General features: G+C 53.2%; 21 protein-coding genes. 7 read left to right on the plus strand and 14 right to left on the minus strand.

The features are described from left to right. Positions 1–22 precede the first annotated feature (22 nt). Positions 23–1012 carry a ribonucleotide-diphosphate reductase subunit beta gene (locus KK078_RS12755; protein WP_254090660.1) on the minus strand — a complete coding sequence of 330 codons (990 nt, stop codon included), beginning with the start codon at positions 1010–1012 and terminating at the stop codon, positions 23–25. Between the two features lie 482 nt (positions 1013–1494). On the opposite strand from KK078_RS12755, the gene rplU reads away from it, so the two are divergent. Together rplU and rpmA are read left to right on the plus strand one after the other, a co-directional pair. Continuing rightward, entirely contained in the window at positions 1495–1803 is a 309-nt protein-coding gene (rplU, locus tag KK078_RS12760; protein ID WP_254090661.1) for a 50S ribosomal protein L21, read from the plus strand. A 20-nt stretch (positions 1804–1823) separates the two neighbouring features. Continuing rightward, positions 1824–2087, plus strand: coding sequence for a 50S ribosomal protein L27 (gene rpmA / locus KK078_RS12765; protein ID WP_254090662.1), 264 nt, complete (start codon positions 1824–1826; stop codon positions 2085–2087). Between the two features lie 80 nt (positions 2088–2167). On the opposite strand, the gene KK078_RS12770 is transcribed toward rpmA, so the two are convergent. Further along, entirely contained in the window at positions 2168–2746 is a 579-nt protein-coding gene (locus KK078_RS12770; protein WP_254090663.1) for a NifU family protein, read from the minus strand. Positions 2747–2885: 139 nt separating this feature from the next. Here KK078_RS12770 and KK078_RS12775 point away from each other — a divergent pair, with 139 nt between their 5' ends. Continuing rightward, a complete protein-coding gene (locus KK078_RS12775) occupies positions 2886–4439 on the plus strand; it encodes a dicarboxylate/amino acid:cation symporter (RefSeq protein WP_254090664.1) in 1554 nt (517 codons plus the stop codon). A gap of 75 nt (positions 4440–4514) precedes the next feature. Here the strand turns inward: KK078_RS12775 and KK078_RS12780 are convergent, their stop codons facing one another. From KK078_RS12780 to KK078_RS12815, 7 genes are all read right to left on the minus strand, one after another. Further along, positions 4515–4727, minus strand: a complete 213-nt coding sequence (locus tag KK078_RS12780) for a hypothetical protein (protein WP_254090665.1) — start codon at positions 4725–4727, stop codon at positions 4515–4517. Between the two features lie 109 nt (positions 4728–4836). Next, the gene (gene aroC / locus KK078_RS12785; RefSeq protein ID WP_254090666.1) at positions 4837–5913 is read right to left on the minus strand and encodes a chorismate synthase; all 1077 of its coding nucleotides are present in this window, start codon (positions 5911–5913) and stop codon (positions 4837–4839) included. A 20-nt stretch (positions 5914–5933) separates the two neighbouring features. Next, positions 5934–7367 carry a BatD family protein gene (locus KK078_RS12790; RefSeq protein ID WP_254090667.1) on the minus strand — a complete coding sequence of 478 codons (1434 nt, stop codon included), beginning with the start codon at positions 7365–7367 and terminating at the stop codon, positions 5934–5936. A 492-nt stretch (positions 7368–7859) separates the two neighbouring features. Next, complete coding sequence (queG, locus tag KK078_RS12800) at positions 7860–8798, minus strand: tRNA epoxyqueuosine(34) reductase QueG (RefSeq protein ID WP_262898673.1); 939 nt, start codon at positions 8796–8798, stop codon at positions 7860–7862. A gap of 69 nt (positions 8799–8867) precedes the next feature. Beyond that, positions 8868–9482 carry an HAD family hydrolase gene (locus tag KK078_RS12805; protein WP_254090670.1) on the minus strand — a complete coding sequence of 205 codons (615 nt, stop codon included), beginning with the start codon at positions 9480–9482 and terminating at the stop codon, positions 8868–8870. Between the two features lie 33 nt (positions 9483–9515). Next, entirely contained in the window at positions 9516–10565 is a 1050-nt protein-coding gene (locus KK078_RS12810; RefSeq protein ID WP_254090671.1) for a glycosyltransferase family 9 protein, read from the minus strand. A 9-nt stretch (positions 10566–10574) separates the two neighbouring features. Further along, positions 10575–11183, minus strand: coding sequence for a DUF4254 domain-containing protein (locus KK078_RS12815; protein ID WP_254090672.1), 609 nt, complete (start codon positions 11181–11183; stop codon positions 10575–10577). Between the two features lie 90 nt (positions 11184–11273). Between KK078_RS12815 and KK078_RS12820 the strand changes: the two genes are divergently transcribed. The 4 genes from KK078_RS12820 (at position 11274) to KK078_RS12835 (ending at position 15547) form a co-directional block, all read left to right on the plus strand. Then, a complete protein-coding gene (locus KK078_RS12820; protein WP_254090673.1) occupies positions 11274–11858 on the plus strand; it encodes a hypothetical protein in 585 nt (194 codons plus the stop codon). Positions 11859–11968: 110 nt separating this feature from the next. After that, on the plus strand, positions 11969–12547 hold the full coding sequence (locus tag KK078_RS12825) for an RNA polymerase sigma-70 factor (protein ID WP_254090674.1): 579 nt from the start codon (positions 11969–11971) through the stop codon (positions 12545–12547). Positions 12548–12552: 5 nt separating this feature from the next. Continuing rightward, positions 12553–13584, plus strand: a complete 1032-nt coding sequence (locus tag KK078_RS30660) for a FecR family protein (RefSeq protein WP_254090675.1) — start codon at positions 12553–12555, stop codon at positions 13582–13584. Beyond that, positions 13565–15547 carry an STN and carboxypeptidase regulatory-like domain-containing protein gene (locus KK078_RS12835; RefSeq protein ID WP_254090676.1) on the plus strand — a complete coding sequence of 661 codons (1983 nt, stop codon included), beginning with the start codon at positions 13565–13567 and terminating at the stop codon, positions 15545–15547. Before KK078_RS30660 ends, KK078_RS12835 begins: the two co-directional genes overlap by 20 nt. On the opposite strand, the gene KK078_RS12840 is transcribed toward KK078_RS12835, so the two are convergent. From KK078_RS12840 to KK078_RS12860, 5 genes are all read right to left on the minus strand, one after another. Next, complete coding sequence (locus KK078_RS12840; protein ID WP_254090677.1) at positions 15548–16693, minus strand: fatty acid desaturase family protein; 1146 nt, start codon at positions 16691–16693, stop codon at positions 15548–15550. 274 nt (positions 16694–16967) lie between these two features. Next, entirely contained in the window at positions 16968–17627 is a 660-nt protein-coding gene (locus tag KK078_RS12845; protein ID WP_254090678.1) for a phosphatidylserine decarboxylase family protein, read from the minus strand. A 129-nt stretch (positions 17628–17756) separates the two neighbouring features. Further along, positions 17757–19031, minus strand: coding sequence for a Glu/Leu/Phe/Val family dehydrogenase (locus KK078_RS12850; RefSeq protein ID WP_254090679.1), 1275 nt, complete (start codon positions 19029–19031; stop codon positions 17757–17759). A 247-nt stretch (positions 19032–19278) separates the two neighbouring features. Further along, positions 19279–20070: a sulfite exporter TauE/SafE family protein gene (locus KK078_RS12855; RefSeq protein ID WP_254090680.1), complete on the minus strand. Its 792-nt coding sequence runs from the start codon at positions 20068–20070 to the stop codon at positions 19279–19281. Between the two features lie 104 nt (positions 20071–20174). Next, entirely contained in the window at positions 20175–20858 is a 684-nt protein-coding gene (locus tag KK078_RS12860; RefSeq protein ID WP_254090681.1) for a septal ring lytic transglycosylase RlpA family protein, read from the minus strand. Between the last annotated feature and the right edge of the window lie 126 nt (positions 20859–20984).

The following is a 20984-nucleotide window of genomic DNA, read 5'->3' on the forward strand; positions in this document are numbered from 1 at the left end:
TTAAAAAAGTGTCTTAAAATAATTAAAAATCCTCGTTCAGAGAAAATTTCGGAGCTGAATCCTTATCCGTGCTCTTCAATACACCAGCCTTCTGGTATTCAGCTACACGTTTTTCAAAGAAATTGGTTTTACCTCTCAGCGAGATCATATCCATAAAATCGAACGGATTCGTCGCATTGTAGATCTTCTTGCAACCCAGCTCACCCAGCAGGCGGTCGGCAACAAACTCGATGTATTGGCACATCTGCGTGGAGTTCATGCCGATCAGATTTACCGGCAGGGCATCCGTCACAAACTCCTTCTCGATCGCCACGGCGTCGCGGATAATGTCCGTGATCGTTTGCTCCGGCAATCTGTTCACAACGTGCTGCGTATACAGGTGGCAGGCGAAGTCACAATGCAAACCTTCGTCGCGCGAAATTAATTCATTGGAAAAACTCAGGCCAGGCATCAGGCCGCGCTTTTTGAGCCAGAAAATGGAGCAGAAAGACCCCGAAAAGAAAATGCCTTCCACCGCGGCAAACGCGATCAGGCGCTCCTGGAAATTACCCTGGTTGATCCAGCGCAGTGCCCAGTCGGCTTTCTTCTTCACACAGTCCATGGTATCGATCGCATGGAACAGCTTGTCCTTTTCCTTGGCGTCTTTTACATATGTATCGATCAGCAGGGAATAGGTCTCCGAATGGATATTTTCAATGGCGATCTGAAAGCCGTAGAAGAACTTGGCTTCCGTGTATTGTACCTCGGCCACAAAGTGCTCGGCCAGGTTCTCATTTACAATACCGTCGCTGGCCGCGAAGAAGGCCAGTACGTGGGTGATAAAGTGGCGCTCGCCGTCGTTCAGGTTCTCCCAGTCACGCAGGTCGTGGCTCAGGTCAATTTCTTCGGCCGTCCAGAAGCTGGCCTCCGCCTGTTTATAGAACTTCCAGATATCATGATGACGAATGGGAAACAGTACAAAACGGTCCTTGTTTTCCTTCAGAATGGGTTCATCATGCTCTTTCTGGCTCATAATAAAGTAGGGTTTATGGGTCTAACCAAAATATCAAAAGGCAGGCATCCGTCGAGACGAACACCCCCGTAATTTTAACCTGTAAAAATCTTGTTTGCTTTAGAAGTCCGGCGGCTGCCAGACCTTGATCAGCTTCAAGTGTACAAATGAAATAGAACCATTCTAAAAATCAAAACGCGGTTTATAAGCTGAAATCAACGAATGTGGATAACTTGTTGATGCATTGTGGAAAGATAAGTTCCTGTAAAATAACCCGTTAGTAACTGGATTTTTCAGGTGGATTTGAGGTATAGATTCGACCAAAAAAAAACACTTTTTTTTTCGGTCTGGAATGGGGGCAAATGTGGGTAAATAACACGATAAACGGCGGAAAAAATGTGGATAGATATTCTATCTCGCAGAACGTCAGGAAGTATTCTGGGGCGGGGTGCTTAATTTTTCAATTCTTTCCCTATCTTTGCAGTCCAATTTTAAAATAGCATATGTACGCGATAGTAGACATTGCAGGTAAACAGTTCAAAGTGGCTAAAGATCAATACATCTATGCCCCCAAAATGGACGGAGAGGCCGGAGCTTCTGTAAGCTTTGACCGGGTTCTTCTCGTTGATAATGGTGGTAATATTTCTATTGGCGCCCCTACTGTAGCAGGTGTTACCGTATCTGGTAAGATTCTGGAACACGTGAAAGGCAATAAAGTTATTGTCTTCAAAAAGAAACGTAGAAAAGGCTATGTCGTGAAGAACGGCCATCGCCAGCAGTACACGAAAGTACAAATCGAAAGCATTGGTTAACCTTTAACGATTCTCTATCCATGGCACATAAAAAAGGCGAAGGTAAAGTAAAGAACGGCCGCGAATCAGAAAGCAAACGCCTTGGCGTTAAGATCTTCGGTGGTCAGAAAGTTATTGCCGGTAACATCATCGTGCGTCAGCGCGGTACTAAACACCACCCGGGCAAAAACGTAGGTATTGGCAAAGACCACACCCTGTTCGCGCTGACGAACGGTGTAGTAGTCTTCAAAAAAGGAAGAGCTGAAAAATCTTTCGTTTCTGTTGAGCCGGTAGCTCAGGCATAAGACATTGCGCTTTTAATTTTATAAGTAAAAAGGCTCCCAAAAGGAGCCTTTTTCTTTATACCTGTTTCTTCCGATTTCCGTTACGCCAGAGCTTCTACGGATTTGATCTCACCCGGCATCATACGCGTAAAGAGATTTTCAATACCCGCCTTCAGCGTTACCATCGACGAAGGACAACCGCTGCAAGAACCCTGCAGCTTCACCTTCACCACGCCGTCGTTAAAAGAGTGGTAGGTAATGGCGCCACCGTCTTGTTCAACCGCCGGACGAATGTATTCCTCCAGGATCGTCTTGATCTTACGGATCGTGTCCGTCTCTTCTTCCACCGGAGCCTCGTCACCTTCTTTTATATCGATAATGAACTTACCCGCCTCCAGGTATTTTTTGATATGATCCTTAATGGTGTTCTGGATCTCGAGCCACTCCACATCACCTTGCTTGGTAATAGTAATGAAGTTGCTGGCAAAGAAAACCCGGCCTACAAACGGATACGAGAACAGCTCGACCGCGAGCGGCGAAATAGAAGCGCTGGCCACATCCGGAAAATCGAAGCTCATCGTTTCCGGCACCAGCATTTCATTCACCACAAACTTGAGCGAGTTCGGGTTGGGGTTTGATTCCAGGTAGATGTGTATGTTTTTGGGCGCTGCCTGTAGCATGGTTCTAGTGTTTATACGATGGGAACAAATTTAACGAATTTAAGTTCGCCCCCAGCAAATCCCCTGGCCGCGGTGCCCCCAACTTTTCCTATATTGCCGGTTCAAAACAAACGGTTGTTCACCTAAACCACTCGTAATCTTGACACAAAAGGGCATTTTACGACTCGCAGTTACCACTGTTAGCATCGCCGCCGCGCTACGCATAGCGCATTTTCTAACCTCCGGCGTTCCAGACTATGCACTCCTTGTCACCAGCTGGCTGGCCCTGGAAGTTGTCCTCCTGGCCGCCATCGACCGGATCACAACGTTCAAAACAAACGCAGTGCTGGTTTTCGTGCTCTTTACACTGGCACTCGCCCTGCACCTGGTGAATGTCTACGCCTCGCCGCTGCCCGACCTTGTCCTGACCGGTTCGCGCTGGATAACCCTTGGCGCCATCGGCTCGCTGGCCTTTAAGAAAAACTCCCTGACCGGCTGGATCATCGCCAGCATGTTCATCGGCTGCGAAGTGGGCTTTACCTTTCCGGTCATCGCGTCGAACCTCGACGTGCTCAGCAGCATCTTCCTGCGCCTGATCAAAACCATCATTGCGCCCCTCATCTTCTCTACCCTCGTCGTCGGCATCGCCGCACACTCCAACCTCAAACAGGTGGGGCGTATGGGTTGGAAAGCGATCCTATATTTCGAGCTCGTCACCACGGTGGCCCTCTTCATCGGCCTGGCGGCTATCAACCTGACGCGCGCCGGCGAAGGCGCCGAGATGAATCCGCAGCAAGCACAGGTCGAGCGCGCGGAAAAGCTCAGGGCTCAGGAAAAATCCAAGGACCAACACCACGTCATACTCGACATCTTCCCCGAGAACATCGCGAAGGCCGTAGCCGAAAACTATGTATTGCAGGTCGTGGTCTTCAGCGTGCTCTTCGGCATCGGCTTGGCCAAGATCACCGACGAGGCGAAGAAGAAACCCATGCTGAATTTTGCCGAGAGCCTGTCGGAGATCATGTTTAAGTTTACCGACATGGTGATGTACGTCGCGCCCTTTGCCGTGGGCGGGGCGTTGGCCTACTCCGTGGCAACCTTTGGCTTTGGCATGCTCAAGAATCTGTTCATGCTGGTAGGTACGCTATACATGGCGTTGATTGCCTTTATACTGCTCGTGCTGGTACCGATCGGCTTGATCATCAAGCTGCCCTTCCGGAAATTTATCCGCGCCATCTCCGAGCCGGTATCCATCGCCTTTGCCACCTCCACCAGCGAGGCCGCACTGCCCAGCGCCATGGAAAACCTGGGCAAGTTCGGTGTACCCCGCAAGATTATATCGTTCGTATTGCCTACAGGCTATAGCTTTAACCTCGATGGCAGTACGCTGTACTTGTCCCTGGCATCGGTATTCGTCGCGCAAGCCACCGGCGTCGAGCTCACATTTGGGCAACAGATATACATGGTGTTTATCCTCATGCTGACCAGCAAAGGTGTCGCCGGCGTGCGCGGTGCATCGTTCCTGATCCTGGTATCCACGCTCGAAGGCATGAACCTCGACGCGCAGAAAGCTACCGCCATTCTCGCCGTCGATGCTATCATGGATATGGGCCGGACAACCGTAAACGTGATCGGCAACTGTTTGGCCACCGTCGTAGTAGCCCGGTGGGAAGGCGAATACTCCGCCACCGCAGGCGACGGCACATTCGATTAAGTAACAACAACGGGCCTAAAGACAGCGTGAGAGCGAAGTATTAGGTTCGCTTCGCTCTCGCGCTCACACGCAGTTTTATGCTGTACGACGACTCGCAACAAAAGCGATAATGCCTGCTGCCAGCAAAATGCCGCCTGTGATCGGCGACCAATAGATCGGCGTCTTCTCTTCTTTGTTGATTTCCAGCGGGCCGATGTCGGCCACCTCTTTTTTCGTGATCAGCGTAAAGCCGGTAAAGACTGTCATGATGCCGCCAATAACAATCAGAATGATGGCAAGTGTTTTCATGGGATTTGTAAGTTTATTCACGTCCCTGAAAAAGATATGCCCTGGCATACGCCAGGGCACATCCGTCCGTACCGGTATAGAAAGACGTTATTGCTGAAAAAAGTCTACACTATATACTCCGCACAGCGTTGTTCCGCAACAGGAAATCGGCCAGCACCAACGCCGCCATAGCCTCTACGATCGGCACCGCGCGGGGCACCACACAGGGATCGTGACGGCCTTTGCCGCTCACGGTCGCTTCGTTGCCATGTTTGTCGACCGAAGCCTGGTCCTGCATGATCGTCGCCACTGGCTTGAAGGCCACGTTAAAGTAAATATCCTCACCGTTGGAGATCCCTCCCTGTATACCACCCGAATGGTTCGTACGGGTTCTCACCCGGCCACCCTCGGTATAAAACTCGTCGTTGTGTTCCGAGCCACGCAGGCGTATGCCCTCAAAGCCGCTGCCATATTCAAAGCCCTTCACCGCGTTGATGCTCAGCATCGCTTTGCCCAGCTCGGCATGAAGTTTATCAAACACCGGCTCGCCCAGGCCCACGGGCGTATTTTGAATGACACACGTCACCAGGCCACCGATCGTGTCGCGATCGTGGCGTACCTGGTCGATCAGGGCGATCATCTGCTCGGCTACGGCTGGGTCAGGACACCGTACGATATTGTCTTCGGTTTTGCTCAGGTCAAGGCCTGTATAGTGCGGAGCTTTGATATCGCCCACCTGCGACACATACGCCTGTATCGTTACGCCCAGGCGCTGCAGCAACAGCTTGGCTACTGCACCGGCGGCTACGCGGGCTGCCGTTTCGCGCGCAGAGCTGCGGCCACCGCCGCGGTAGTCGCGTATGCCGTACTTGGCCTCATAGGTATAATCGGCATGTGAAGGCCGGAACGTTTCGGCGATGTGGCTATAGTCCTTGCTGCGCTGGTCCTGGTTCTCGATCACGATGGCCAGTGGCGTGCCCGTGGTCTTGCCCTCGAATACACCGCTTAGAATTTTGAATGTGTCGTCTTCCTTGCGCTGTGTCGTGATCTTGGACTGGCCCGGCTTGCGGCGGTCCAGCTCTGCCTGAATAAAGGCCTCGTCCAGTGTCAGCCCCGCGGGGCAGCCGTCGATGACCACGCCGATGGCAGGGCCGTGCGACTCGCCAAAGGTGGAGATTTTAAAAAGGGTTCCGTACGAATTGCTCATGCGGGGTCGAAGATAGCGGATTACTTCCGGAAAATGATAAAGGCCGCCGCCCCGAGTGTAACAACAATGAACGCGTTAAAGACCCACTTCTGCCAACGGTCGTCGGCAATCGTGTGTAAGCTGTTGTCGGCCGCGTCGATCTTGTCGTAAAAGCTGCCCAGATCGTTTGCCTGGATCGCTTCGTTCTTCTTGCTCTCGCCCGTCACCGTAAACACCAGCTTGGGCCGCAAACTGTCGTAACGCTGCTTAGCGGGATTAAAGAATACCCACGTGAAATAATCCTTCATGTTGTATTTCCCCGGTTCCTTGGGGATCATAAAGTAGCTGAACGATTTGTTACCCGTCACGCGGTTCTTCTGCCGGTTGATATCCTGACGGACGTTTGGTTCATAAAACTCAAAGTTCGCGTCTTTCTTCACAAGCGGTTTTTCAATCGCCGAGATGTTACCCTCTCCATAAACGTTAAATTCATAAACACCACTGGCACCGGTCTCCAGGTTGGTATTGCGGCTGCGTTCATCCAGGCGATAATCACCCACGGCGACGACGTCGCGCAGCGGATGCGGCGGCAGTTCTTTTACCGCTACACGCTTGGGCTTCGTGCGGAAGGATTTAAAATCCTCTTTCCGGTTCTGGCCAAAGAACGAAGGGTTCTTGGCCACTTTGTATTTGATCATCTCCAGGTCAAACGCAGGAAATACAACAGGCTCGGCATTGAGCGGATACAACGTGGCCTGGTATATTTTGTACTGCGAATATCCCTTGCCGTTGATCGTCACACTCTCTGCTTCGATGTTTTCTATGTTGAAGTTCTCCTCCCAGCAGTTGGTCGGCTTGATCTTCTTGAGGATCTCCGACAGTTGCCGGCCCAGCTCATAGAACTGCAGCGGCGCGCGGTTATCTTCCGCGACAAAGAACGAGATGGTGGTATTAAAACCTTCGCCTACATATACCGCATCTTTGCTGGTTGTCAGAGCAAGGAAGGCGTCTTCTTTTACATCCACAAATTCAGCCTCTCCGCCGCCCTCGTCACCTTCAAAGAAACTGCGGAAGGGGTCACGCGTTTGTTGCTGCTGCACCGGTGGCCCTACTTTTACTTTCTTGCCGGCCACCTGCACGGGCTTGTCGTTCACCTTCATGGTAAAAGAAGGGATGGTCACGACGCCTTGTTTGGTGGGCGCGTACGTCATGATCACACTGGACGATGACGAGATCTGGCCGTTGATGATATTGGTAGAGGATTGTGTGGACGTGCCCCGCTTGCGAAACCCGGGGATCTCGGGGAAGTTGTCATAGTTTTTTAACCGGTCGTTTTGCACCGTAACGGTGATCGTCCAGGCCTGATTCTCGCCGATAGCGTCAGGCCCCAGGGTGACGGTCTGCGCCTGGGCAACAAATGCCCCACCGGTAAGCAGGACCAGCAAAAACATCCGGAAGGAAAAAACACGTCGCATAGTGAAATCGATTTCAAAACTCATCGTTACAAAAATACGTTAAACGCAAACATGAGGTCTGTAAAACAACGTGAAATCCTCCCGGGTAACCCCTTTGTATCGGGTCCTGGCGCCGAAATCACCCTGCTTTACGGTAGTTCAACGAAAGTTGGGCAATCTTCTTTTATTTAATAGTTTATTTTGCTAACTTAACGATTGTTAGGATTAAATTTTTTCAACTGAAACATTTGCCATGCTGAATTATGTCAAAACTATTCTCACAAAAGTGAGTTTTGACGCTCTTCTTTTCGAGAAAGAGCTACGAAAGGCAATAAAAATGGTTATTGCCGATGAATTGAATGAACTCAGAAACTGGTGCTATGCCAGGTTTTCCGGTGAATACGAAGCCATCCTGAACCGGTGCTTCGTCGTCGCTTAAACATCTATCACCTTACGCATCTTTTTAACCCAACAAAAGATCAAAGGGCCCCTGCTTAGAGAGCAGGGGCTTTTTCATTTCTGCTCCTCCGACGGCAACACAAACCTGATGTTGCGCTGCAGTCCTTCCAGCTTGGCCCGCTTCACGGCCGAATGACGAAAGAGCTTCTGAAAGACATCCGTCGTGATCTCCTTCCACTCTTCCGCAGAAAGTTTTGCTAGATCGCCGTGTGGCTCAAAGCTCGCTTCGTTGTGCGGCTTGGCAAAGCGGTTCCAGGGGCACACATCCTGGCAGATGTCACACCCAAAGATCCAGTTCTCAAACTTGCCTTGCACCTCGGCAGGGATCTGTTCTTTCAGCTCGATGGTGAAATACGATATACACTTGCTGCCGTCGACCACAAAAGGCTGCGGAATAGCATCCGTCGGGCATGCATCCATGCATGCCGTGCATGTGCCGCAGTAGTCTTTCACGGGCCCGTCGTATACCAGTTCCAGGTCAATGATCAGCTCCGCCAGGAAAAAGAAGCTCCCCATCTGGCGATTTAACAGCAGGCTGTTCTTTCCCACCCAGCCCAAACCCGCGCGCTGCGCCCACGCCCGCTCCATCACCGGCGCCGAGTCGACAAAGGCACGCCCCTGCACCTCGCCCACCTCCTCCTGAATGCGGTCGACAAACGTCTTCAGCTTATCCTTGATGACAAAGTGATAGTCTTCACCGTAGGCATATTTGGCGATCTTCAGTCCACCCTCCGTCGCCAGATCCTGCTTGGGATAATAATTATACAACAGGCTTACGACCGACTTCGCACCCGGTACCAGCAGCGTCGGGTCCAGGCGTTTGTCAAAGTGATTTTCCAGGTAGCTCATCTTGCCCTGGTAACCCTTCTTCAGCCAGGCTTCAAGCCGCGGCGCCTCCTCTGCCAGGAACTCCGCCTTGGCAATACCACAGAAGCTGAAGCCTAACCGGGCAGCTTCTGCTTTGATAAAATCGGTATAACGTTGAATCGGCAACACGGCGTCCACTATTCCGCAAAGGTAGGAAAAAACGACGCGAACACGTTCTTCTTCGCACGCACGCGCTCACAATGCAACGCCCAGCTCCGCCAGCGCCCGACGAAGCTCGGCCGGCGATTGAAAGTGAATAGCCTGCAAGCCCACCGCCCGCGCACCTACAATGTTCTTGTAGTTGTCGTCGATGAACAGAGCCCGGGCCGGGTCTACGTTATAGCGATTGAATAAGATCTGGTAAATATCCGGAAAAGGCTTACGCGTTTTCTCCGTGCCCGATACCACAATGCCTTCGAACCAATGAAGAAAGTCAAAGTTCTCCAGCGCCCACGGAAACGACTCGGCCGACCAGTTGGTCAACGCATACAGGCGGTGACGCTGCTGCTCCTTCAGCTGACGCAGAATGGAAACCGTGTCGGGAATGGAGCCTGTAATAGTTTCTTGCCAGCGGCCGTACCAGGCACGTATCGGCACTTCGTGCTCAGGGTATTGTAACACCAGCTCCTCCGTTGCTTCGGCAAAAGAACGGCCGGCATCCTGCTGATCGTTCCAATCCAGTGTGCAGATGTTTTCGAAGAACCAGGTGATCTCTTCTTCCGTCTTGAAAATTTTACGATACAGGTAGCGCGGATTCCAATCGATGAGCACGCCGCCCAGGTCAAAGATGATCGTATCTATAGTCGTCATGAAAAAATAAGGGATGTCGGATAGCGCTCAGGGTTAACGGAGCAAGGTCAATAATCTTTCCGAAACGGCGGCCGGGGTGATCCGCGTCAGGCAAGCGAAATCGCCGCGCAAGCATTTCTCCACGCCATAGACCGAACACGGCCGGCAGGGTAATTCTTCGCGGGGTATCTGAATTATATTTTTGACGTCATAACCATACGGGCCAAAGCCCACGTCGGGATCGGTACCTCCCCAGATCGATAACAACGGTATGCCGGATAATGCCGCCAGGTGCATGTTAGATGAATCCACGCACAGCATCAGGTCCAGGTGCCGCATCAGCGCGATCTCCTGCCGCAGCTTGAGCTGCCCGGCAATGACTTCGCACTTGTCCGGAAATTGTTTCTTGAGCGACTCGAAGTATTTTATTTCTTTGTCACCGCCACCGAACAAAAAGAACTTCACGCCCGTCTGTTTGCTCACCTCCTCGATCAGCAACGGGTAATTTTCCAATGGCCAGATCTTCGACTTGTGCATGGCGAAGGGCGCAAGGCCCACCCACTTCACACCGTCCATATGTTTTTTATAGGCAAACCAACCCGAGGCCGTCTGGATCGATTCGCTCAGCGCGACATACGGCGGCGCTGCGATCGCGAACGGGAAGCCCGCCTTCTCAAACGCCTGCCGGTAGCGGTCTACCGTGTGCGGCAGCGGCGTGGTGACTTTATTCTCCCGGCGTGTAAATGCTTTTTTCTCGGGGCGGCCTTTGTCAAATACCACCACCCGCGTACCGAATATGCGGAACAAGGTGCGCAGCATCATGGTACGGATATGATCGTGCATATCGATCACCACGTCGTACGGGCCTTTGCGCAACAGCTTGCCGAACAGATCGCGTATGCCCAGCACCCCCGTGTAGGTATAATCCACGTCGGCCGGAAAGACCTGCACCCGCTCCATGTCCAGGAACAGTGTGCAAAACTTCGGGCGCGTCACCACCGTCACCTCCATGTCGGGATACGCCGCTGTCACCGATCGTACCACCGGTACCAGCAACGCGACATCGCCCATGGCCGAAAAACGGAGAATCAGGATCTTTTTCAACGAGGTCGTTTATTTTTTCTGCGCGTACAATACGGGGTTGAGCGATGCATCATTGTACATCTTCATCTGACGGTATACTTTGAACCGCCGTGTGCCCCGGCCTATATCTTCGATCAGCTCATCAAACGCCAATGCCATATCGTTCTCCTGTTCGAGCAACACCGCCAGCTTGGTCTGGCACCGGGCAATGTGGTCGGCACTCGCGTCGGTCCGCTCGGTCTGCTGGCGCATGTGATAGATCTTGAGCATCAAAATGCTCATGCGGTCCAGCAGCCAGGCCGGTGTCTCGGAGTTGATGCGTGCGCCTGGCTGGGGCGTTACGCCGCCGAACTCGGCTACGAACTGGTCGTCGATCTGCTCCACCATGTCGGTACGGTCCTGGTTGGACTTGTCGATGCGGCGCTTCAGCGCCACGGCCTCCACGGGGTTGATCGCGGGCAGGCGGATGATATCCTCCAGGTGCCATTGCACCGTGTCGATCCAGTTCTTGGCATATAACAGGGCTTCGAATGTACCGGAAGAATACGGATTCTTCACCGGCGTGTCGACGTCATCGGTCCGATGATAATCTGCAATACTTCGGCGGAAAACTTCATAGCACTGACGGGCTGATAGCATACGTTCTTGATTAATGCGCAATTTAATTAAATTCATTTCAGATACAGGCACGATAATAATTTAGCCTGTGGTGTTTACTTTACACCGATTATGTCGTCACATCATTTCGTACGGGAAGGTCAGGAGCCGGCGTTGCTCATCGCCGGCGCCGCATCATTGCAACAGGCTGAGCCGCTGTTGGAATGGGTACCCCTGGTGATCGTCACCGAGGAGGCCCTGGACCATGTCCGGGCCTGGGGCATCAAGATCGATGCCGTCGTCTGCCTTGCCGCCCATGCCACCGACATCGAGCTTCAACTGCTCGAGCAGATGCCGTTCGTCATCTTACCCCACCATCCCGGGGAAGACCCCATCGCCCGCGCCCTGCAACATGTGGCCACCACCCGCCATGCCATGGTGAACATCCTGGCCACGCCCACCGAGGCCTTGTTCCGCCGCGCCTCCGATTTTCCACAACTACAGATCACCCTGCTGGGATCCGACGCAAGGTGGTCGTTGTCAACACATTTCGAAAAATGGCTGCCCGCCGGCAGCCGGCTCTACTTCCGCCCGGCAGACGGCCAGCCCCTCACGATAAACGACCGCGAAACCATCGAAAACAGCTACCAGGCGCCACACGATGGCATCGTACGCATTCACGCTGGCCACCCGTTTTGGGTCGGCGAGCTGATGTAATTTTTTTCTTCGGGTGGCGTGGGGGTAAAACTTTTGTGAATTGTCTTATCCCCAAAGGCTTAAAACCGTAAATTTCGCTGTTTAATGAATCATCGAAACGATCCTTAGCAGTGGAATTTACTGAACAGATAAGCCCAACCTCGCTGAAAACCGGCGACACAACTGCTTTTGAGATGCTGTTCCGAACCTACTACCAGTCGCTTTGCAATTATGCGTACACGTTCATCCAGGACCGTGATGAAGCGGAAGAAGTGGTGCAATCCACCTTCTTATCGGTCTGGGAAAAGCGGGAGGCCCTCGAAATCCACACCGCGGTAAAGCCTTACCTCTACGCCATGGTGCGCAACGCCTGTCTCAATTTGCTCAAGCATGAAAAGATCAAACAACGCCACGTAGAAGGCGAGCTGGCCGTAGCCGAGCGCAGTGTCGAGTCCGTTAGCCGCACGGTCATGGCCTCCGAGCTGGAAGTGCGCATCTGCGAGGCCATGGAGCAACTGCCCGAGCAGTGCCGGCTGATCTTTAAGCTCAGCCGCTTTGAAGAGTTAAAATACGCCGAGATAGCCGACCAACTGGGGCTGTCGATAAAAACGGTCGAGAACCAGATGGGCAAAGCCCTGCGGATCATGCGCGAGCAGCTAAAAGATTACCTGCCCCTGCTGATCCTTTTCATACATGGATTTATCAACTGACCACCGTGCAACATACCACAGACGATATTGATGAGCTGATCGGCAAGTACCTTGCCGGAGAAGCGACTGCGGAAGAGGCTGCCCGCATACAGGCATGGGAGCATGCCAGCGAAGCCAACGGGCGGTATATGCACCAGTTCAGGACGATCTTTGACAAGGCATGTGCCGTCAAAGAGCTACAGACCTTCAACACCGACGCTGCCTGGAACAACCTGCAGCAGAAAATGCACAGCCAGAAGGCAGCTGCCAGCGTGCCGGAAAAAGACAATGTACGCCCGCTGCATACCCCGCCGCACCGCAACCTGTACATGCGCATCGCCGCCAGCGTGCTCATCCTGCTCGGCGTAGGCTACCTGGCGTACCGCATGACCAACACCCCTGAGGCCATGCGCCCGGTAACCGTCGTGGCCGCGGGGCAAACGGTAGCAGATACGTTGCCCGACGGCAGCGATGTATACCTGAACAAACAAACCAAGCTGGTATATGCCTACGACAAGAAAAAAGACACCCACACCGTTAAACTGAAAGGCGAAGCCTACTTCAGCATCAACCACGAAGACTCCAAAAAATTCATCGTCGATGCCGGCAATGTCTTTATCCGCGACATCGGTACACGGTTTAACGTTACCGCCTACGAGGAGTCCAATACCGTAGAGGTGGTCGTGGTGGAAGGCGAAGTGGAATTCTTTACCAAAGGCGACTCCGGCGTACGCCTGCAGGCCGGCGGCAAAGGTATTTATAACCGCACGACCAAAACCTTCAGCATCGACAAGCCCGAAGGCAATGCCCTGGCCTACAAGACCCGGTTCTTCAGCTTCAGCGGCACCCTGCTGTCGGAGGCCGTCGCGATCCTCAACGAGGTATACGAACAGAAGATCGTACTCGGCAAAAACCTCGAGAACTGCCGCCTGACCGTATCGTTCAACGACGAAGACATCTACGAAATTGCCGATGTCATCGCTGTCACGCTTAACCTCACCGTAACCGAAGCCGACAACACGCTGATCCTGGAGGGCCATGGCTGCGACGCTCCGTAAGGCCGGCATTACTTTATGGGCCTGGCTGCTGATCACGGCCGCGTGGGCCGACGATGCCAAGACGCCCCTGCTGGAGCGCATCGTCACCCTGCAATGCCAGAACGAAACCATTGCCGACGTCTTAAAACGGTTGGGGCAAGAGGCCGGCTGTACGTTTTCGTATAGCCCCTCCACGATCGATGTCAGCCGGCGAGTCACCCAGCAGTTCACCAAAAAGACCGTACGCCAGGTGCTGGACCAGATCTTTATCGGCGGCGTACAATACCGCGAACGCAGAAAGTATATCATCATCACCGCCGTGCAGGCCAAGCTCACCGACACCCGGCAGGTAAGCGGGTATATCATCGACGAAGCTACCGGCGAAGCACTCCCCGACGTGAGCGTATACGATCCCATCACCCTGCAGTCTGCCGTCACCAACGCCTATGGCTACTTCCAGCTGGAGATCCCGAAACCATCCGTGGAGGGTGTACGGCTGGCCGTCAACAAAGCAAACTATACCGACACGCTCGTTGCCGTGCCGGACCACCGCGGCCTGCTCAACATTCCGCTGAAGATCAACAAAGAGCGGCTCAACGTCATGGCCGACAGCGTCGGCAACAAGCTGAAGCGTTTCTGGATGTCCACGCTTACGGCCACGCGGCAAGCGATCAACATGGAGAACATCGACACCACCATGTACCGTCGCTTCCAGTTTTCGTTCGTACCCTTTGTCGGCACCAACCACGCGCTCAGTGGTAACATCATCAATGAATATTCCCTCAACGCACTGGGTGGCTACTCGCTCGGTATGCAAAAATTAGAAGTCGGTGGCCTTTTTAACGCGGTGCAGGGGGACGTGGAAGGCGTACAGATCGCCGGATTGATCAACGCGGTGGGCGGCCGGACGGACGGCCTGCAGATTGCCGGCTGGGCAAACGCCAGTCTCGCGTCGACACACGGTGTACAGATCGCGGGGCTCGTCAACTTCACGTGGGATACCGCGCAGGCCGTCAGCATTGCAGGGTTTGTCAACTTCTCGCGACGGGACGCGCTCGGCCCAAGGCTGGCAGGGCTAGCCAACATCACACTAGGAAAACAACAAAGTCCGCACATCGCCGGACTTTTTAATTTTTCATTCAGGAATGCCCGGAGCCTGCAAGTGGCCGGGCTTTACAATTTTGTGACCGACTCCATGACCGGCGTACAGGTCAGCGGCCTGGTAAACTTTACCCTGCGCCGTGCCGAGGGCGTACAGATCGGCGGCCTGGCCAACTTTGCCGGCGGCCACATGAAAGGAACCCAGATAGGTGGTGTTATCAACGTAGTGGCCGATAGCATGCGCGGTGTGCAAATAGGGAGTATCCTGAACGTTGCCGGTGGCAACATGAAGGGCGTCCAGGTAGGTATTGTGAACTGCGCCCGCCGTATGAAAGGCGTGCAGGTGGGCCTGCTTAACATCACCGGAGAGGTCGGCGGCGTGCCCATTGGCTTGCTGAGCATCGCGGGCAAAGGCGGTTATCATACCCTGGAGATCTCGGGCGACGAAGTGTTTTATACCAACCTGGCCTTCCGCACCGGCGTGCGTGCGTTCTATAACATTATCACCGCCGGCGTGCGGCCCAACACGCTCGAAAAGGATGAAACCTTCTGGACGTTTGGCTACGGTATCGGTACGGCTCCGCGCCTCTCCGACCGCGTGTACCTCAACATCGACCTTACGTCCAGCCGGGTCGTGGCGGGTAACAACTTCGACGGTGTCAACATGCTCAATAAATTATACCTCGGCGTAGAATATCGCTTGTCGCGAGGCCTTGGTCTTGTGGCGGGTGCCACCCTGAACGGCAACATCACCGACACCGATTACGAATATCCCGAGCTTTTCGCCGACTATAAACCGTCGATCTTCTCCCGCCGCACCTTCAGCGACAACAGGCTGCTGGAAATGTGGTGGGGAGCGAAGATCGGGATCCGGTTCTTTTAGTTAAGGCACGATCGCCGGTGCCACCGGAACTACCGCCGCGTCTACCGGCACGGTCGCTGGGCGACGGCCCAGCTCCTTCAGCATTTTCGCGTGGCCTGTCAGCGCGCCCCAGAACGTAGGTTCTGATTTGTAGGGTATCCCAAACTCTACCGCGGTATTCTCTACGATCTTCGAGATCTTCCTGTAGTGCACGTGGCATACGTTGGGGAACAGGTGGTGTTCCACCTGGAAGTTCAACCCGCCGACATACCACGAGAACCAGGTGCTCTTATTCGCGAAGTTTGTCGTCGTCAGCAGTTGGTGGATGGCCCAGCTGCTTTCCATGTTACCGCCTTCATCGGGCATGGGGTATTCGGTGCCGTCGATGACGTGCGCGGGCTGGAAAATGATGGCCAGGATAAAGCCCGCCACATAGTGCATCACCAGGAACCCGATCAGCCACTGCCCCCAGGTAATGGAAAGCACCATCATGGGAATTACCAGAATGTAGCCGAAGTACAACACTTTCGTAACGATCAGCACCGTCCACTCCGTCCGGATGTCCGCACGTTGTTTCTTCACCAGTCCATCGCGTTGATAACGCACCAGGCGCACAAAATCTTTTACAAAAACCCACACCAGCGTCATAAGCCCGTACAGGAACCAGCAGTATATATGCTGAAACTGGTGAATGACTTTCCACTCGCCGTGCGGTGTCATGCGCAGCACGCCACGCGGACTGATATCTTCGTCTACGTCGTGTATGTTGGTATAGGTGTGGTGCAGTACGTTGTGCTGTACTTTCCAGTTGAAGGCATTCCCCCCCACCACGTTCAGCGAGTAACCCAGCATATTGTTTACCCACGACTTGGTGGAATACGAACCGTGGTTTGCGTCGTGCATGATCGACAGACCAATTCCCGCCAGGCCGGCTCCCATGATCAGGCAAAGCGCGAACATGCCAACGGGGTGGCTCACTGCGCCGCCCAGGATCAGGAAGTAGGGCGTGAAATACAACACGAACATAAACACGGTTTTGATCTTCATCTCGGTGTTCGCCTGCCGCGCCGTGCCGGTGCTTTTAAAATGCTCGTTTACGCGCTGATTAAGTGTTGTGAAAAAATCTCCTCGCCGTGGGGAGAATTTAATGGGGGTTGTCGTCTTCATGTATCTTGGTTAGGAGAACTGTGTTGCCCAAATTCAAGGTGAAGTAAAAATAGGCATTGTCAGAGTTCATAAAGGTAACGATTCCCGGGTGAAACAACGTATGTAGTAATCTCTCAAAATAACATAAAAACATACATACCCCGACCAACAGTAGTTAGGGTATGTTCGACGGTTATCGGTAAAAAACAAATGCGGCTTTCGCCGCATTGTTGTGATGTTCCGGATACATGACTTTTATCATGTCTACCCGCACGCGGGTATATACGTATCGTTATCAGGCCAGCTCGGCGATAACCGTGCGCCCGCCTTTTGTAATATCGCCGATGTTGACTTTTACCTTCGCGTCGAGGGGCAGATAGATATCTACACGCGAGCCGAATTTGATAAAGCCGAATTCCTGACCTTGCTCCAGCTTCTGCCCGGCCGTGACGTAACATTTAATGCGTCTTGCCAGCGCGCCGGCGATCTGACGGAATAAAACCTCTACGCCGTCCTTCGTTTTCACCACCACCGTCGTGCGTTCGTTCTCCGTGCTCGACTTGGGGTGCCATGCCACCAGGTATTTGCCCGGGTGATATTTATAAAAGCTGATCGTGCCACCCACCGGCATGCGGTTTACGTGCACGTTCACCGGCGACATGAAGATCGAGATCTGCTTGCGCCGTCCCTTCAGGTATTCGGTCTCCTCGGTCTCTTCGATCACCACTACTTTGCCGTCGGCCGGAGCCAGCACGGTCTTATCACCTTTGGTGATGTCGAAGATCGGGTTGCGGAAGAACTGAAGGATCAGCAGGTAGAAAATAACGCTGACAAAGATCACGCTGTTCTGCACCAGTACGTTCTGCGGGAAATAATACAGAATGGCCCAATTCAAGCCAAAGAGCAGGATCAGCAGTACAAACAAGAGAAGGCGGCCTTCGCGGTGAATGGTCATAGTCGTTCGAAAGTTTTAAAATCGGTTAGTTCAGTTTCCCGGCATCCTGTAAAAAGAATGCAGCAAGCCCTGAAGGCTTGCTGCTGCAAAAATATGCGATTCTTGGTCAATTACCGCCTCGGGGCACGATTAATACCCACCGCGGAATTTGTAGGTCTTGGCCACTTTGTCGATCGCCACCATGTAAGCCGCGATCCGCATGGGCACTTTGTATTCCTGCGACGTCTTGTAGACGTTGTTGAAGGCGTCTTTCATGATCCGGTCGCTGCGGCGGTTTACCCGATCGGCCGTCCACTTATACCCCAGGCGGTTTTGCACCCACTCGAAGTACGACACCGTTACCCCGCCCGCATTGGCCAGGATGTCGGGCACCACCATAATGCCTTTTTCATTGATCACGTTGTCGGCCTTTGACGAGGTCGGGCCGTTGGCACCTTCTACGATCAGGCGGGCCTTGATGCCCACCACGTTTGAGCTGGTGATCACGTCTTCGGTAGCCGCCGGTACCAGCAGGTCTACCGGCAGCGTCAGCAGATCGTCGTTGCTGATCTTCTCGGCACCGGTAAATCCTTCCAGCGAGCCCTTGTTGGCATCGCGGTATTTAATGGCCTTCTCGATATCAATACCCTGTGCGTTGAAGTAAGCCCCCGAAAGGTCGCTCACCGCCTGTACGATCAGGCCGCGCTCGTGCAGCAGACGCGCCGCCCACGACCCTACGTTACCAAAGCCCTGCACGGCGCACGTAGCCTTGTAAGGATTGATCTTTAATTTCTCCATCGCCGCCATGGCCGATACCATCACACCGCGACCGGTAGCCTCCGTACGGCCCAGTGAACCACCCATCACGAGCGGCTTACCCGTTACCACCGCGTGTGTGGTCATGCCTTTGTAACGCGAGTACTGGTCCATCAGCCACGCCATCTCACGCGGGCCGGTACCCATGTCGGGAGCGGGGATATCCTGGTCCGGGCCAAACACATCGGCCATGGCCTGTGTATAGGCCCGCATCAGGCGCTCGATCTCTCCGGTCGACATCTCGCGCGGATTACACGTCACGCCGCCTTTCGCGCCGCCATAGGGAATGTCCACCACGGCACATTTCCAGCTCATCCAGGCCGCCAGGGCCTTGACTTCGTCCAGGTTTACATGCGGGTCAAAGCGAATCCCCCCTTTGGAAGGGCCCAGGATCGTTGAGTGAATGACCCGGTATCCTTCAAACACGCGAATGCTGCCATCGTCCATCGTTACCGGCAGCGACACGATCACCTGCCGGGCAGGGTTCTTCAGTACGTTGTAGATTTCATCTTCCAGTCCCAGGATCTGCGCGGCGACATGGAAACGCGACATCATGGCTTCAAAGGGGTTCTCTTTGTCCTTCAATGGAGCCGGTTCAATATAGGCCATAGAATAGTTTTTAGAAGTCTTTACTGATTACGGAAAAACCGTTACTAAAACGGTTGCAAAGATAAATAAATTCGACTCACGCCTTTTAATTCCCATACAAAAGCTCGCATTCGCAACACTTTTCTAATGCCTATCTAATCGCTTGTTTTTTATACAGAATTTACATGCAGTTTCCTGAATTACCGCCAAAGTTTATTGCTTTTTTAACAGCTCCCGAAGCCGCATGGACTTGTCGCCAATACGGTGACTATGCCGTGAAGACGAGCTCGCGTGTGAGAATATAAAAGCCCATGAGCAACACAAACCAGCCAAAGCTCTTGCGTAGCTGACGCGAAGAGAATGCGCCCGCCAAACGGTTGCCCACCAGAATGCCCCCCACGGCCAGCAGCGTGATCGAGAACAGGAAGGTCCAGTCCATGGTATAATTTAACACATCGCCCAGGAAGCCCGTCAGCGAATTGATGGCGATAATAAAAAGCGATGTGCCCACCGCCGTCTTAAAAGACAACCCTGTTAACAGTACTAATGCAGGAATAATCAAAAAACCACCTCCCGCGCCAACCAGTCCCGTCAAAAAACCGATCAAAGTTCCTTCCAGTACCACCAAAAAATGCCGGATCCTGTCTTCGTTGTTCTCCATCTCCTTGCGGTCGCGGATCATCGTGAACGACGCCAGGATCATCAGCACCGCGAAGATGCCCAGCAGCAAAAATCGTTTGCTCAGCATAAACGACCCCGCGGTAAAGATTACATCGGGTATCGCCGGCACCACCCACTTGCGCGTGGCGAAAATGCCGATCACCGACGGTATGCCAAACAAAAAGCCCGTGCGCAGGTTTACCAGGTGGTCTTTGTATTTCGGCACGGCGCCTACCAGGCTCGTTATGCCCACGATAAACAGTGAATACGCCGAGGCCGTGACCGGGTCCATGCGAAACAGGTACACCAGGATGGGGATCGACAGGATCGAACCGCCGCCGCCCAGTAAGCCCAGGATAAGGCCGATACCGACCGATGCTACATACCCGATGATCTCCATAAACAAAAAAAATATACTCCGCCCCGTGTGCGCACAAAGGACGGTCTTATTTTATTGAAATGAAATTTATCGAGTCAGTCGGTAGAGGATGTATGAGATGCGTTTTACTTGCGGTTGTACTCCACAATGAACGCGTCCGGGAACTTCGGAAGGATATCTGCGCGGAATTGTTCGGCTTTCGCCCGGGAGTTAAAATTACCCAGGATGAGGCCGTAATATTTTACACCGTTCATGACTTTGACCTGAACGGTCACTTTCTTCTTATACGAGTTCTTGAGGTTCTCTGTCAGGCGCATAAGGTTCACCAACTCCTGATAGGTGCCGATTTGAACGCCGTACCCCTTGGGGGTCAGGCGTTCAATTTCAAAGCTGTAAAATTCTTTCTCCTCTACCATCACATTGTCGATGGGCCGGCCCAGATCGCTGGTCTTGCCATCGCCGGGGTCGATCACTTCGAGCTTTACCTCGGCCAGTCCTTTGTTGACAAAGCCAAGCTGCTCGGCCGCTGCCCGCGACACATCGATGATGCGGCCCTCTACCCACGGACCGCGGTCGTTGATCACCACTTCCACCGATTGGTTGTTGGCCAGGTTCGTCACCCGCACCCGCGTACCAAAGGGAAGTGTCTTGTGTGCACCGGTCAATTTGTTGTGCCGGTACTTCTCGCCGCTGGCGGTTGTCACACCGTCAAACTTGTCGGCATAAAAGGAAGCTTTGCCCGTTTGAACCTGTGCAAAAGCCAGCACGACGGAAAAATTTAAGCAAAGCACAAAAAATATTCTTCTCATAAACGATAGGTTAGACGGCCAAAAATAGAGCAGGCGACCCAATTTCAGAATAAAATAAGCGTCCGTACCATACCTTGAAAGAAATATTCAGCCGATCACGGCGAATTATGTATTAAAGTGTACCTT

Origin of the sequence: Dawidia soli (assembly GCF_018598185.1) — a bacterium.
Taxonomy (GTDB): Bacteria; Bacteroidota; Bacteroidia; order Cytophagales; family Cyclobacteriaceae; genus Ohtaekwangia; species Ohtaekwangia soli.

What these genes read in the sequence shown, in the direction of transcription:
- KK078_RS12755 (WP_254090660.1), bottom strand. Translation starts at nt 1,012, where the DNA reads ATGAGCCAGAAAGAGCATGATGAACCCATTCTGAAGGAAAACAAGGAC.
- rplU (WP_254090661.1), top strand. Translation starts at nt 1,495, where the DNA reads ATGTACGCGATAGTAGACATTGCAGGTAAACAGTTCAAAGTGGCTAAA.
- rpmA (WP_254090662.1), top strand. Translation starts at nt 1,824, where the DNA reads ATGGCACATAAAAAAGGCGAAGGTAAAGTAAAGAACGGCCGCGAATCA.
- KK078_RS12770 (WP_254090663.1), bottom strand. Translation starts at nt 2,746, where the DNA reads ATGCTACAGGCAGCGCCCAAAAACATACACATCTACCTGGAATCAAAC.
- KK078_RS12780 (WP_254090665.1), bottom strand. Translation starts at nt 4,727, where the DNA reads ATGAAAACACTTGCCATCATTCTGATTGTTATTGGCGGCATCATGACA.
- aroC (WP_254090666.1), bottom strand. Translation starts at nt 5,913, where the DNA reads ATGAGCAATTCGTACGGAACCCTTTTTAAAATCTCCACCTTTGGCGAG.
- KK078_RS12790 (WP_254090667.1), bottom strand. Translation starts at nt 7,367, where the DNA reads ATGCGACGTGTTTTTTCCTTCCGGATGTTTTTGCTGGTCCTGCTTACC.
- KK078_RS12805 (WP_254090670.1), bottom strand. Translation starts at nt 9,482, where the DNA reads ATGACGACTATAGATACGATCATCTTTGACCTGGGCGGCGTGCTCATC.
- KK078_RS12815 (WP_254090672.1), bottom strand. Translation starts at nt 11,183, where the DNA reads ATGCTATCAGCCCGTCAGTGCTATGAAGTTTTCCGCCGAAGTATTGCA.
- KK078_RS12820 (WP_254090673.1), top strand. Translation starts at nt 11,274, where the DNA reads ATGTCGTCACATCATTTCGTACGGGAAGGTCAGGAGCCGGCGTTGCTC.
- KK078_RS12835 (WP_254090676.1), top strand. Translation starts at nt 13,565, where the DNA reads ATGGCTGCGACGCTCCGTAAGGCCGGCATTACTTTATGGGCCTGGCTG.
- KK078_RS12840 (WP_254090677.1), bottom strand. Translation starts at nt 16,693, where the DNA reads ATGAAGACGACAACCCCCATTAAATTCTCCCCACGGCGAGGAGATTTT.
- KK078_RS12845 (WP_254090678.1), bottom strand. Translation starts at nt 17,627, where the DNA reads ATGACCATTCACCGCGAAGGCCGCCTTCTCTTGTTTGTACTGCTGATC.
- KK078_RS12850 (WP_254090679.1), bottom strand. Translation starts at nt 19,031, where the DNA reads ATGGCCTATATTGAACCGGCTCCATTGAAGGACAAAGAGAACCCCTTT.
- KK078_RS12855 (WP_254090680.1), bottom strand. Translation starts at nt 20,070, where the DNA reads ATGGAGATCATCGGGTATGTAGCATCGGTCGGTATCGGCCTTATCCTG.
- KK078_RS12860 (WP_254090681.1), bottom strand. Translation starts at nt 20,858, where the DNA reads ATGAGAAGAATATTTTTTGTGCTTTGCTTAAATTTTTCCGTCGTGCTG.